Source organism: Streptococcus oralis subsp. oralis, from assembly GCF_002096455.1.
GTDB lineage: Bacteria > Bacillota > Bacilli > Lactobacillales > Streptococcaceae > Streptococcus > Streptococcus oralis_CY.
Genome location: NZ_NCUL01000008.1, coordinates 853,839 through 867,220, shown reverse-complemented (window position 1 = coordinate 867,220; position 13,382 = coordinate 853,839). Strand labels below are relative to the sequence as shown.

Below are 13,382 nucleotides of genomic sequence, written 5' to 3'. Positions count from 1 at the left end.
GGTGTTCAAGCCGATTGTAAAGCGAAAGGAGAAAAATATGGCACAAAAGGCACATATGATATTGAATTTATTAATAGGCAATAATAGAATAAAAATATTCTAGATAAGTCATTGATATATTGAGAACTGCTAAAGGAGGGAAATAGATGAGCAAAAAAATTAACTTAGAAGCAGAACGAGCATATAAGACAATTCGTGGCGAAAAAAATAAATTTGGTAGTTACCGTAAGACCTTGTTTCATGTACATACTCCAGAATCTCATGATTATAGACTATTTAAAAAATGGAAAGACTTGCCAGAGAATGATTGGAATAATTTAACTATTGATGACTATATTACAGAGATTAGAAATCAAAAAATATTTCCAAAAGACTTGCTTCAAACAGCTAAAGGAGAAAAGGTTTTATATGGAAACTATTTTATGAATGGATTCAATAGCGAAAAAGAACAAGTTGCCTTTTTAACTCTTGCTCAAAGTCTTTACAATGAAAATATATCGGTTGTTGTAGTCTCGGACCATAATACTATATCAGGTATAGAAAAATTAAAGACAGCTATTAAATTAGTGTCTGATTTATTTCAGAATAAAAGTAAAGAATATATTGAGGTAATAAACGGAGTGGAAATTTCTTGTGCAGATAAGGTGCATGTTCTGGTAGCTTTTCCTGACAGTAAAACTAATTTCATTCAAAAATGGCTTAACTTTAATCTAATGAGTATCAAGGAAGGGTCTTTTAAGGCGAGTTTGGAAGTATTGGAGAAATTTATCGATGAAAATTGTTTTGCTTATATAGCTCATATAAATAGTTCAGATTTATTTAAAGAGGGGCATTTTTCTAATGCTTACAAGAAAAAACTTTTTTCAATTGCTTATACTCAATTCATAGGGGTATCGAATCTTGATAAAATAGATAATATCAATAGCTATCTTAAAGCATATTTAAAAAAGAGAACACCAGCATTTGTTCTTGATAATGATTCTCATTACATTGAGGATCATTCTATTAATCCGATGTGGATAAAATTTAGTAAAAGGAACTATGACCAACTTCGAGAGGCTTTATCAGAATATGATGTATCAATTGAGCTAAGCAATCCAGAAATTAGCAAGACGAAAGCGATACGTGGAATTTATTTACCACCCCTTAATAACTCATATCTGTTAAAGAATAATTCGGAATTTGTCATTAAATTTTCGGAGTCATTAAATTGTTTAATTGGAGGAAGGGGAACTGGAAAGAGTACTATTTTAGATTTGATTCAATTTGTGTTGTCACAAAAAGCTGATACGGAACAGAAATTTGAATTTCTTTCTAGGCACTCAAAAGTTTATATTTTATATGAGATGTCAAAGAAAGAGTATCTTATTGAATTAAATTTACCTACTCAGAAGAATGGAGAAGATATATATGAAACATTTGGAGTTAAGACAAAATCTACATCAAAATTTTGGTATTATAAAAGTCGACTAGGGGATAAAATTAGAGAAAAATATTTATCAATATATGAAGTTCGAGAGAATGACCAAATTAGTAAAGTTACTAAACAAAAGAAATTACGTTTAATTGAACAAATGTTTGATAATAGGTATTCAGTAAACGAACTTGTGAATATTGCTAGTGATGATGGAATAAGTGATTATTTGTTTGGAGTAATTGCTAAAGATAAAAGGGAGATAAAAAAATATCAAATATCTAGAAAAATATCTTCCGTTGGTGAAATCGAACATTTCATTCTAGATCAAAATAAGCAATTAAAAAAGCAGAAAAATAAAATATTATCACTTATAAATCCATTTAATGATACCCAATCAGAAAAGTTAAAAATATTATATAGTCAGCAAAAAAACTTTGTATTACCTGAAAATTTTTATGTTTGGTTCTTCCCTGAAGGGAAAAATTTAGAAAATTCTTTTAAAGGCTACCGTTTGACATATCGAGAGATTATCGATTATTTTTCAATGATTTTTGATAGAAGCGATTTTAAAACTTTTGTTACTATAATGAATAGTGGTAATCTCAAAAGTGAATATTCAATTAAAAAATTTGCTCAAAACAGTAGGTTGAAAAATGATATTTCTCTAAAAGAAGTGGATGATATATTGCTGAGTGAAATTATTGAACTATGGAATAATGTGGATATTAATTTGATTAAGCAATATTTAGAAGATGTTTATAATAATTGTGAAAAATTATCTCTGGAATTTAATATTAATTCTAAAGTGACGGATGGGAATAAGAAAACAATTTTTAAAGAAGTAGTACATTTAAGTTTAGGGCAGAAAGTTGTTGCCATGCTTGATTTTATTCTTGCCTATTCAGAATTCACAAACGATAATCGACCATTGCTTATAGACCAACCAGAGGATAATCTAGATTCAAGGTATATTTACAATAATTTGGTGCAAATATTGCGAGATGTTAAAGCTAAACGTCAGATCATTATAGCAACTCACAATGCTACAATAGTAACAAATGCAATGTCTGATTTAGTTATTTTGATGGAATCAGATGGAGAACATGGCTGGGTAGAACAGAGCGGATATCCAAGTGAAGATAAAATCAAAAAACACATAGTAAACTATCTTGAAGGTGGCAAAGAATCGTTTGAACATAAGGTAAAAATATACAAGCGTGTAATTGATATAAATAAACTTAAAAATGCTTAGCATATAATTTTCAGAAAAAGACTTATTTTTCGGAAAGTTAATGATATTGGAAAATCAGTCGAATCGTGCTTTTTTGTTTGATGTGTAAGACTAGTCATAGTTGTTCCTTATATCAAAATATAGAAAAACGGTATTGGAAAAGACTAGCCCAAGATGATACAATATCCCTAATGAAGCTATTTGGAGGTCGTCATATGACTCGTGATTTTAAATTTGAAACTCTACAATTACATGCTGGGCAAGTAGTTGATCCAGCGACCAAGTCTCGTGCAGTACCGATTTATCAAACAACATCCTTTGTTTTTGATGACACGCAAGAAGGTGCCGATTTGTTTGCCTTGAGAAAACCAGGGAACATTTATACTCGTATTACCAACCCTACAACAGCGGCATTTGAAGAAAGAATCGCTGCTCTTGAAGGTGGTGTTGGAGCACTAGCGACAGCATCAGGAATGGCTGCTGTAACCTACACTATTTTGGCGCTTGCTCACGCAGGTGACCATGTGGTAGCGGCGTCAACTATTTACGGTGGGACCTTCAACCTCTTGAAGGAAACCCTTCCTCGTTATGGGATCACAACTACTTTTGTGGATGTGGATAATTTGGAAGAAGTAGAAGCAGCTATCAATGACAATACCAAGCTTGTCTTGATTGAAACCTTGGGGAATCCCTTGATTAACATTCCTGACTTGGAAAAATTGGCTGAGATTGCTCATAAACACCAGATTCCTCTCGTTTCGGACAATACTTTTGCCACACCATATTTGATTAACGTCTTCTCTCACGGTGTAGATATTGCCATTCACTCAGCAACTAAGTTTATTGGTGGACATGGTACGACTATTGGAGGAGTGATTGTCGATAGTGGTCGTTTTGACTGGGCAGCTTCAGGGAAGTTCCCTCAATTTGTTGAGGAAGACCCAAGTTACCATAACTTGAGCTATACTCGTGATGTGGGTGCAGCAGCCTTTATTATCGCTGTTCGTGTTCAATTGCTCCGTGATACAGGTGCTGCCTTGTCGCCATTTAATGCCTTTCTCTTGCTCCAAGGGCTTGAAACTCTCTCTCTTCGTGTCGAACGCCATGTTCAAAATGCAGAGAAAATTGTTGATTTCCTTGTCAACCATCCTAAGGTTGAAAAAGTCAACTATCCAAAACTTGCAGACAGTCCTTATCATGCCTTGGCTGAGAAATATTTGCCAAAAGGTGTTGGTTCAATCTTTACCTTCCATGTCAAAGGTGGAGAAGCAGAAGCTCGCAAGGTGATTGATAATTTGGAAATCTTCTCTGACCTTGCAAACGTAGCAGATGCCAAATCCCTTGTGGTCCATCCTGCGACAACCACTCACGGTCAGTTGTCAGAAAAAGATCTAGAAGCAGCTGGTATCACACCCAACCAAATCCGCTTGTCGATCGGTCTTGAAAATGTAGAGGATTTGATTGAAGATTTGCGCTTAGCCTTGGAAAAAATTTAAAGTAAAAGATATAAACAGTGGGTTTCGACTCACTGTTTTTGATTTTCCCTCAGGCATGATATAATGGTTACAGAAGTCTAGAAAGAGGAAAGTTATGAACGAAATCAAATGCCCCAACTGTGGGGAAGTCTTTACAGTAAATGAGAGCCAGTATGCTGAACTTTTATCTCAAGTGAGAACAGCTGAGTTTGATAAGGAATTACACGATCGCATGAAGCAAGAGCTTGCCCTAGCTGAGCAGAAGGCTATGAATGAGCAACAGTCTAAACTAGCTCAAAAAGACCAAGAAATTGCGCAATTACAGAGTCAAATCCAAAACTTTGATACAGAGAAAGAGCTGGCTAGGAAAGAGGTTGAACAAACAAGTCATGAGGCTTTATTGGCAAAGGATAAGGAAGTACAGACCTTGGAAAACCAATTGGCTACCCTGCGCTTGGAACATGAAAATCAGCTACAAAAGACTCTTTCTGACCTAGAAAAAGAACGGGATCAAGTTAAAAATCAGCTCCTCTTGCAAGAAAAGGAAAATGAGTTGTCTTTGGCTTCTGTTAAACAAAACTATGAAGCCCAGCTCAAGGCGGCCAGTGAACAGGTCGAGTTTTACAAGAATTTCAAGGCTCAACAATCTACAAAAGCTATCGGGGAAAGTCTAGAACACTATGCAGAGAGTGAGTTTAACAAGGTCCGTAGTTTTGCCTTTCCAAATGCCTACTTTGAGAAGGATAACAAGCTCTCTGCGCGTGGGTCTAAAGGCGACTTTATCTTCCGTGAATGTGATGAAAATGGAGTGGAAATCATTTCCATCATGTTTGAAATGAAAAATGAAGCGGACGGAACAGAGAAGAAGCACAAGAATTCGGACTTCTACAAGGAGTTGGATAAAGACCGTCGGGAAAAGAACTGCGAGTATGCGGTTTTAGTGACTATGCTTGAGGCGGATAATGACTACTTCAACACCGGTATCGTGGATGTCAGCCACGAATATGAAAAGATGTATGTCGTCCGTCCCCAGTTCTTTATCCAGTTGATTGGTCTCTTGCGCAATGCGGCGCTTAATTCTCTTAAATACAAACAGGAGTTGGCCTTGGTTCGGGAGCAGAATATCGATATTACGCATTTTGAAGAAGACTTGGATGCCTTCAAAGTAGCTTTTGCCAAAAACTACAACTCTGCTTCGACCAACTTTGGAAAAGCTATCGATGAAATCGACAAGGCCATCAAACGGATGGAAGAGGTCAAGAAATTCCTAACCACATCCGAAAACCAACTCCGCTTAGCTAACAACAAGCTTGAAGATGTTTCGGTCAAAAAATTGACTCGTAAAAATCCAACCATGAAAGCGAAATTTGAAGCACTGAAGGGGGAATAGAAAGCAACACATGAACGGTATTATCAACTTAAAAAAAGAAGCGGGGATGACTTCGCATGACGCGGTTTTTAAGCTGCGTAAGATTTTGGGAACCAAGAAAATTGGTCATGGTGGGACCTTGGATCCGGATGTAGTGGGTGTTTTGCCTATTGCGGTGGGCAAGGCAACCCGCATGGTCGAGTTTATGCAGGATGAGGGCAAGGTCTATGAGGGGGAAATCACTCTCGGCTATTCAACGACGACCGAGGATGCTAGTGGGGAAGTGGTCGCAGAGACACCTGTTTTGTCGCCCTTGGATGAAATCATTGTCGATAAAGCCATTGCGAGCCTGACTGGGCCTATTACTCAGATTCCGCCTATGTACTCGGCTGTCAAGGTTAATGGTCGCAAACTCTATGAGTATGCGCGTGCTGGTCAGGAAGTGGAGCGTCCAGAACGTCAGGTGACCATTTATCAATTTGAGCGGACAAGTCCAATTTCTTATGATGGTCATCTTGCACGCTTTACTTTCCGTGTGAAATGCAGTAAAGGGACTTACATCCGTACCTTGTCTGTTGACTTGGGAGAGAAGCTGGGTTATGCGGCCCATATGTCCCATTTGACTCGGACGAGTGCAGCAGGTTTACAACTGGAGGATGCTCTTACCTTGGACGAAATTGCTGAAAAAGTGGAGGCTGGTCAACTGGACTTTCTCCACCATCTAGAGATTGGTACAGGGGACCTTGTCACAGTTTTCCTAACTCCAGAACAAGCTACAGAAGTGCGCTTTGGTCGTTTTATCGAGCTAGATCAAACAGACCAAGAACTGGCTGCCTTTGAGGGAGATAAATTACTAGCCATTCTAGAAAAACGAGGCAATCTCTATAAGCCAAGGAAGGTTTTTAGCTAGTTTAACTGGGGTGTATGGATTGGAAATGTTTCACCCCATACTATCCAAATCAGACTATAAATTTTGCAAAAAATGTGATAGAATAGACGACGGATAAAAAAACGGAGGATAGCATGCAAAATAGACCAATCATTATCGGAGTGACAGGTGGTTCTGGTGGTGGTAAGACCAGTGTTTCAAGAGCCATTTTATCGCATTTTCCTGATGAAAAGATTTCCATGATTGAGCATGATTCTTACTACAAGGATCAGTCTCACTTGACCTTTGAAGAGCGTGTCAAAACTAACTATGACCATCCTTTTGCCTTTGATACAGATTTGATGATCGAGCAGATTAAAGAATTGTTGGCAGGACGTCCGGTGGACATTCCAACTTATGACTATACAGAGCATACGCGGAGTAGAAAGACCTATCGTCAGGAGCCTCAGGATGTCTTTATCGTTGAGGGGATTTTGGTCTTGGAGGACAAGCGCCTGCGCGATTTGATGGATATCAAGATTTTTGTGGATACAGATGATGATGTGCGTATTATTCGTCGGATCAAGCGTGATATGGAAGAGCGTGGCCGTAGTCTGGATAGCGTGATTGACCAATATCTAGGTGTGGTAAAACCTATGTACCACCAGTTCATTGAGCCGACCAAGCGTTATGCCGATATCGTCATTCCTGAGGGAGTCAGCAATACCGTTGCTATCGACCTTTTGACCACTAAGATTGCAAAGATTTTGGAAGAAGCTCGTAACAGCAAATAATCAGATGAGGAGGCCTAGCCTCCTTTTTCTATTTTTCCTTTCGTTTCGGTATGCAAAAGGAGATTTTTAAGCATGTTTTTGGTATAATAATACCCATGGAAAAGCAAGAAAATGAATAGTAGGTGGAGATGGAAAAGTATTTATCGGTAACAACTTTGACCAAGTATCTGAAAATGAAATTCGATAAAGACCCTTACTTGGAACGGGTCTATTTAACTGGTCAAGTTTCCAACTTTCGTAAACGACCTACTCACCAATATTTCTCCCTAAAGGATGACCATGCAGTTATTCAAGCGACCATCTGGTCTGGGATTTATCAAAAATTAGGTTTCGACTTGGAAGAGGGAATGAAAATCAATGTGATTGGGCGTGTGCAGGTCTATGAACCCAGCGGGAGCTACTCCATCATCATTGAAAAGGCTGAGCCTGATGGGGTTGGGGCGCTCGCGATTCAGTTTGAACAACTCAAGAAAAAATTGACAGAAGAAGGCCTGTTTCAAGAACGTTTCAAGCAACCTCTTCCCCAGTTTTCTAAGCGAATTGGTGTAGTAACCAGTCGCAGTGGAGCCGTTATTCGAGATATTATCACGACCGTCAGCAGGCGATTCCCAGGTGTTGATATCCTTCTCTATCCGACCAAGGTACAAGGTGATGGAGCAGCGGAGGAAATTGCTCGAAATATTGCGCGTGCCAATCAACGTGAGGACCTAGATGTTCTCATCATTGGTCGTGGTGGGGGTTCCATCGAGGATCTCTGGGCTTTTAACGAAGAGATCGTGGTACGGGCTATTTTTGAATCCCGTTTACCCATCATCTCTAGTGTTGGTCATGAGACGGATGTGACCTTGGCGGATTTTGTGGCAGATAGACGGGCTGCGACGCCAACAGCTGCTGCTGAACTGGCAACGCCTGTGACCAAGTTGGATGTATTAGCTCATTTGCAAAACCAAGAAAAGCGGATGGCAACAGCAGTTCAGAATGTCCTGTCAAGAAAAAAAGAAGCTCTGAAAAAATGCAGTCAGTCAGTCATCTTTAGACAACCAGAGCGCTTGTATGATGGTTATTTGCAACGGTTAGATCAACTGCAACTGAGATTAAAACAAAATTTGCGCACACAGATTTCCGATAACAAACAACTAGTACAAGCAAGGACACATCAACTGGTGCAATTATCACCTGTGACCAAAATCCAACGCTATCAAGACCGCCTAGGTCAGTTGGATAAGCTCCTACGTAGCCAAATGGCGCTTGTTTATGATACCAAGGTTGCTGAAGTCAAGCGACTTTCGGAAGCACTTCTGATGTTGGATACGAGCCGAATTGTCGCGCGTGGCTATGCTATTGTCAAAAAAGAAGAGTCCGTAGTCAATTCTGTTGAGATGTTGAATAAAAAAGACCAAGTGACGCTTTTGATGCGGGATGGTCAAGTAGAATTAGAGGTTAAAGATGTCAAAACAAAAGAAATTTGAGGAAAATCTAGCAGAACTGGAGACCATTGTCCAAAGTTTAGAAAATGGTGAAATTGCTCTGGAAGATGCGATTACTGCCTTTCAAAAGGGCATGGTCTTGTCAAAAGAACTCCAAGCGACGCTGGACAAGGCTGAAAAGACCTTGGTCAAGGTCATGCAAGAAGACGGAACAGAAAGTGATTTCGAATGAAGAAGCAAGAAAAATTAGCTCTTGTCGAGTCTGCCTTGGAAGATTTTTATGGAGACCAGCAGTTTGCTTCTAGTCTACGAGAGTCCGTTCTCTATTCCATTCATGCTGGTGGCAAGCGTATTCGGCCTTTTCTCTTGTTAGAAGTTTTGGAAGCCTTGCAAGTCGCTATTAAACCTGCTCACGCGCAGGTGGCTGCGGCCTTGGAAATGATTCATACAGGGAGCTTGATTCACGATGATCTTCCTGCCATGGATGATGACGATTATCGTCGAGGGCGTTTGACAAATCACAAGAAATTTGGCGAAGCGATGGCAATATTGGCAGGTGATGCCTTGTTCCTAGATCCCTATGCCTTAATAGCGCAGGCGGATTTGCCAAGTCAGATCAAGGTGGACCTGATTGCCAACTTATCCCTTGCTTCAGGAAGTCTGGGCATGGTGGCAGGGCAGGTTCTGGATATAGAGGGGGAACACCAACATTTGTCCTTGGAAGAGCTCCAGACAATTCATGCCAATAAAACAGGCAAATTACTAGCCTATCCTTTCCAAGCAGTAGCTATCATAGCAGAATTAGCACCAGAGTTACAAGCAAAACTGAAAACGGTTGGTGAATTGATTGGACTGGCTTTTCAAGTCAGAGATGATGTGCTGGATGTGACCGCTAGTTTTGAGGAAATCGGCAAGACACCACAAAAGGATTTGCAGGCAGAAAAGTCGACCTACCCAGCCTTGTTGGGCTTGGAAGGGGCTATTGCCTTTTGTAACCAAACTCTGGATCAAGCCGAGGCTAAATTAGAAGAAATTGCCCAGCAGGTTCCCTTTGAAACAGAATCGATTGTGAAAGTAGTAGAAAGTTTGAGAATCAATGGCTAAGGAAAGAGTGGATGTACTAGCTTATAAACAGGGCTTGTTTGAAACGCGAGAACAGGCCAAGCGTGGTGTCATGGCTGGACTAGTCGTAGCAGTCCTTAATGGAGAACGCTTTGACAAGCCAGGAGAGAAAATCCCAGATGATACTGAACTAAAACTCAAGGGTGAAAAACTCAAGTATGTCAGTCGAGGTGGTCTAAAACTAGAGAAGGCCTTGGAGGTCTTTGATTTGTCAGTCGAGGGAGCGACAACGATTGATATTGGGGCCTCCACTGGAGGATTTACTGACGTTATGTTGCAAAATGGTGCTGAGTTAGTCTTTGCAGTCGATGTTGGCACCAATCAGTTGGCTTGGAAATTACGTCAAGACCCACGGGTTGTCAGCATGGAGCAGTTTAATTTTCGTTATGCTGAAAAGACTGATTTCGAAAGGGAACCGAGCTTTGCCAGTATTGATGTGAGTTTCATTTCCTTAAGTTTGATTTTACCAGCCTTGCACCGCGTCTTGGCTGATCAAGGTCAAATTGTAGCTCTGGTTAAGCCCCAGTTTGAAGCAGGTCGTGAGCAGATTGGAAAGAATGGAATTATTCGAGATGCCAAGGTTCATCAAACTGTCCTTGAAGCTTTCACTGCTATGGCAGTTGAACAAGGGTTTTCAGTGCTTGGATTAGACTATTCACCAATCCAAGGTGGACATGGAAATATCGAATTTCTGGCATATTTGAAAAAGGAAGAGGGAGCAAGTAACCAAGTTGCTCCTGAAATAGAAAAAGTTGTAGAGAGAGCACATAGAGAATTTAAAGATGAATAAAAAAGAGAGACTTGAAAAAATTAGAAGATTTGTTACGGATTATCAAATCGGGACTCAGGAAGAAATCGTTGAGCATTTGAAGGAAGCAGGTATTTCTGCTACGCAAGCCACTGTCTCAAGGGACATCAAGGAGCTTGGGATTGTTAAAATTCCTTTGAAGAACAACACCTATATCTATGAGTTGCCAAAATCTGTCGTCAAAAGTTTGCAGTTGGCTGAGGACAACATTGTGAGTTCTGAGTTAATGGGAAATATGATCAACCTTGCTGTCATTCCTGGAAATACTATTTTTGTGAAGAGTCAGTTGGTTGAGGCATTCTCTGAACAGATTTTTAGCTGTCTAGCTGATGATGATTCTATCTTAATTGTAGCTAGAACAGCAGAGGCGGCTGAAGAAATTGTTGAACAAGTCAAAAAATGGTAGGTCGGTATGTTACTTGAAATTTCGATAAAAAACTTTGCCATTATTGAGGCGATTTCCCTCAATTTTGAAAAGGGGATGACTGTTTTGACCGGGGAAACAGGTGCCGGAAAGTCTATCATTATCGACGCTATGAATCTCATGTTGGGGGCTCGAGCAACGACAGATGTTATTCGTCACGGTGCTCCTAAGGCAGAGATAGAGGGGCTTTTCTCGGTTGAAAATAGTCGCCTTTTACAGGAACTTTTTGATGAGCAAGGTTTAGAATTGGGCGATGAGATCATCATCCGGCGTGAAATTCTGCAAAACGGTCGTAGTGTTAGTCGCGTGAATGGTCAGATGGTCAATCTTTCTGTCTTGCGTGCTATAGGGCAACATCTTGTAGATATCCATGGTCAGCATGACCAAGAAGAGTTAATGCGTCCTCAACTGCATATCCAGATGTTGGATGAGTTTGGTGATGCTGCTTTCTTGGACTTGAAGGAGACCTATCAGACGAACTTTGATGCCTATCGCAAAATGCGCAAGCAGGTTTTGGAAGTCAAGAAAAACCAGCAGGAACATAAGGCTCGTATTGAGATGTTGGAATTTCAAATGGCAGAGATTGAGGCAGCGAACTTACAGGCTGGTGAAGACTTAGCTCTCAACCAAGAACGAGATAAACTCCTCAATCATAAAAATATTGCGGATACGCTAACCAATGCCTACAGTATGCTGGACAATGAGGAATTCTCCAGTCTTGCTAATGTCCGTTCAGCCATGAATGACATGGAAAGTGTTGAAGAATATGACCCTGAATACCGTGAAATTTCAAGTTCTCTGTCTGAGACCTACTATGTTTTAGAAGATATTACAAAGCGTTTGGAAGATATTATTGAGGACTTGGATTTTGATGGCAATCGTCTCATGCAGGTTGAAAATCGCTTAGACCTTATAAATACTATTACCCGCAAGTACGGTGGAACTGTGGACGATGTTTTGCTTTATTTTGCCAAGATTACGGATGAGTATAATCTCTTGACTGGAAATAATCTTTCTTCCGAAGAGATGGAAGCAGAACTCAAGAAATTGGAAGTTAATCTTGTTGATTTGGCAGGTCAGCTTGCATCTGCTCGCCATTATTTGGCCCAGCAGCTTGAGGCAGAGATTAAACAAGAACTGCAAGATCTCTATATGGAGAAGGCTCAATTTCAGGTTCGCTTTAGTAAGAGTAAGTTCAGTCGTGAAGGAAATGAAGCAGTCGAATTTTACATTTCCACCAACCCAGGTGAGGACTTTAAGCCTTTGGTCAAAGTTGCGTCCGGTGGGGAATTATCCCGTCTCATGTTGGCTATCAAGTCTGCCTTTTCTCGTAAGGAAGGTAAGACCAGTATTGTCTTTGATGAGGTGGATACGGGAGTTTCAGGTCGTGTAGCCCAGGCCATTGCTCAAAAGATTCATAAGATTGGCCAACATGGTCAGGTTTTAGCTATTTCTCACCTACCGCAAGTAATTGCGATTGCAGATTACCAATTCTTTATTGAAAAGATTAGTGACGAACATTCAACAGTATCGACAGTTCGTCTCTTGACTTTAGAAGAACGAGTAGAGGAAGTTGCTAAGATGTTAGCAGGAGAGAATGTAACAGAAGCAGCCCTTACCCAAGCGAGAGAATTATTGCAAACGAGGGAGAAATAAATGACGGACTATTATGTAATTGGAGATGTTCACGGGAAAGCAGGTATGCTAGAAGATCTGCTCAAGACCTGGGATGGTCAAACTCAGTTGCTCTTTCTAGGAGATTTGATTGACCGTGGTGAAGACAGTCGCCGTGTTCTAGAAATGGTCAAAGACTTGGTCGACAATCAAGGAGCTATTTGTTTATCAGGTAATCATGAGTATATGTTTCTGACTTGGCTCGATGACCCAGAAGAAAGCTATGACCATTATCGTCGCAATGGTGGAGATACAACTATTAACTCTATTTTAGGTCGTCCCTTGGATGCACCAGTTGATGGCGTAGAAGATGCCAAGCGTGTTGCGACTGAAGCAGCAGATTTGGTCGAATTTATTCGTCAAATGCCATTTGTAGTAGAGACAGACAAGTATATCTTTGTTCATGCGGGTATTGATTTGACCTTGGATGATTGGCATGAAACGACTGATTACAAGAAAGTCTGGCTCAGAAAACCATTCCACGAAGCGGCTAACCATACTGGAAAAACTATTGTCTTTGGGCATACACCGGTTTATGGTTTGCTCAAGCAAGACCGAGGTACAGCTGAGCTTTGGATAACAGAGGATGGCAAGATTGGTATGGATGGAGGAGCTGTATATGGTGGTGTCCTTCATGGAATCGTCTTTACTGACCAAGGAATGACAGAACACCACTTTATTGAAAATGATGGCTTTATTGCCGAAGATTAGTACTCCTAGCAGGGTATGGTCTTGTCAAAATGTTAAAAACAATTTATAATTAATAGATACCC

12 protein-coding genes are annotated in these 13,382 nt (G+C 40.2%); all 12 read left to right on the top strand.

The features are described from left to right. The first annotated feature begins 146 nt into the window (after nt 1–146). Nucleotides 147–2,669: a Spaf_1101 family AAA-like ATPase gene (locus tag B7720_RS08765; protein ID WP_084857595.1), complete on the top strand. Its 2,523-nt coding sequence runs from the start codon at nt 147–149 to the stop codon at nt 2,667–2,669. 194 nt (nt 2,670–2,863) lie between these two features. Beyond that, a complete protein-coding gene (locus B7720_RS08760; RefSeq protein ID WP_042902178.1) occupies nt 2,864–4,144 on the top strand; it encodes an O-acetylhomoserine aminocarboxypropyltransferase/cysteine synthase family protein in 1,281 nt (426 codons plus the stop codon). 94 nt (nt 4,145–4,238) lie between these two features. Next, nucleotides 4,239–5,513, top strand: a complete 1,275-nt coding sequence (locus tag B7720_RS08755) for a DUF2130 domain-containing protein (protein WP_001002606.1) — start codon at nt 4,239–4,241, stop codon at nt 5,511–5,513. A gap of 10 nt (nt 5,514–5,523) precedes the next feature. Beyond that, on the top strand, nt 5,524–6,402 hold the full coding sequence (truB, locus tag B7720_RS08750; RefSeq protein WP_084857593.1) for a tRNA pseudouridine(55) synthase TruB: 879 nt from the start codon (nt 5,524–5,526) through the stop codon (nt 6,400–6,402). Between the two features lie 113 nt (nt 6,403–6,515). Then, nucleotides 6,516–7,154: a uridine kinase gene (gene udk, locus B7720_RS08745; RefSeq protein ID WP_084857591.1), complete on the top strand. Its 639-nt coding sequence runs from the start codon at nt 6,516–6,518 to the stop codon at nt 7,152–7,154. Between the two features lie 128 nt (nt 7,155–7,282). Beyond that, entirely contained in the window at nt 7,283–8,623 is a 1,341-nt protein-coding gene (gene xseA / locus B7720_RS08740; protein WP_084857589.1) for an exodeoxyribonuclease VII large subunit, read from the top strand. Next, a complete protein-coding gene (locus tag B7720_RS08735) occupies nt 8,601–8,813 on the top strand; it encodes an exodeoxyribonuclease VII small subunit (RefSeq protein ID WP_000043230.1) in 213 nt (70 codons plus the stop codon). Before xseA ends, B7720_RS08735 begins: the two co-directional genes overlap by 23 nt. Then, nucleotides 8,810–9,685, top strand: coding sequence for a polyprenyl synthetase family protein (locus tag B7720_RS08730; protein WP_084857586.1), 876 nt, complete (start codon nt 8,810–8,812; stop codon nt 9,683–9,685). The genes B7720_RS08735 and B7720_RS08730 overlap by 4 nt, the downstream gene beginning before the upstream one ends. Further along, the gene (locus tag B7720_RS08725) at nt 9,678–10,493 is read left to right on the top strand and encodes a TlyA family RNA methyltransferase (RefSeq protein WP_061427532.1); all 816 of its coding nucleotides are present in this window, start codon (nt 9,678–9,680) and stop codon (nt 10,491–10,493) included. Before B7720_RS08730 ends, B7720_RS08725 begins: the two co-directional genes overlap by 8 nt. Beyond that, the gene (locus B7720_RS08720) at nt 10,486–10,917 is read left to right on the top strand and encodes an arginine repressor (RefSeq protein ID WP_001034394.1); all 432 of its coding nucleotides are present in this window, start codon (nt 10,486–10,488) and stop codon (nt 10,915–10,917) included. Before B7720_RS08725 ends, B7720_RS08720 begins: the two co-directional genes overlap by 8 nt. Before the next feature lie 6 nt (nt 10,918–10,923). Next, nucleotides 10,924–12,591, top strand: a complete 1,668-nt coding sequence (recN, locus tag B7720_RS08715) for a DNA repair protein RecN (protein WP_084857584.1) — start codon at nt 10,924–10,926, stop codon at nt 12,589–12,591. Next, nucleotides 12,592–13,320, top strand: a complete 729-nt coding sequence (locus B7720_RS08710) for a metallophosphoesterase family protein (RefSeq protein ID WP_049490718.1) — start codon at nt 12,592–12,594, stop codon at nt 13,318–13,320. Nucleotides 13,321–13,382 lie beyond the last annotated feature (62 nt).

Bases quoted from the DNA above. Each gene is read 5' to 3' on its own strand.
- B7720_RS08725 (WP_061427532.1), top strand. From the start codon at position 9,678: ATGGCTAAGGAAAGAGTGGATGTACTAGCTTATAAACAGGGCTTGTTT.
- B7720_RS08730 (WP_084857586.1), top strand. From the start codon at position 8,810: ATGAAGAAGCAAGAAAAATTAGCTCTTGTCGAGTCTGCCTTGGAAGAT.
- B7720_RS08720 (WP_001034394.1), top strand. From the start codon at position 10,486: ATGAATAAAAAAGAGAGACTTGAAAAAATTAGAAGATTTGTTACGGAT.
- recN (WP_084857584.1), top strand. From the start codon at position 10,924: ATGTTACTTGAAATTTCGATAAAAAACTTTGCCATTATTGAGGCGATT.
- truB (WP_084857593.1), top strand. From the start codon at position 5,524: ATGAACGGTATTATCAACTTAAAAAAAGAAGCGGGGATGACTTCGCAT.
- B7720_RS08735 (WP_000043230.1), top strand. From the start codon at position 8,601: ATGTCAAAACAAAAGAAATTTGAGGAAAATCTAGCAGAACTGGAGACC.
- xseA (WP_084857589.1), top strand. From the start codon at position 7,283: ATGGAAAAGTATTTATCGGTAACAACTTTGACCAAGTATCTGAAAATG.
- B7720_RS08755 (WP_001002606.1), top strand. From the start codon at position 4,239: ATGAACGAAATCAAATGCCCCAACTGTGGGGAAGTCTTTACAGTAAAT.
- B7720_RS08760 (WP_042902178.1), top strand. From the start codon at position 2,864: ATGACTCGTGATTTTAAATTTGAAACTCTACAATTACATGCTGGGCAA.
- udk (WP_084857591.1), top strand. From the start codon at position 6,516: ATGCAAAATAGACCAATCATTATCGGAGTGACAGGTGGTTCTGGTGGT.
- B7720_RS08765 (WP_084857595.1), top strand. From the start codon at position 147: ATGAGCAAAAAAATTAACTTAGAAGCAGAACGAGCATATAAGACAATT.
- B7720_RS08710 (WP_049490718.1), top strand. From the start codon at position 12,592: ATGACGGACTATTATGTAATTGGAGATGTTCACGGGAAAGCAGGTATG.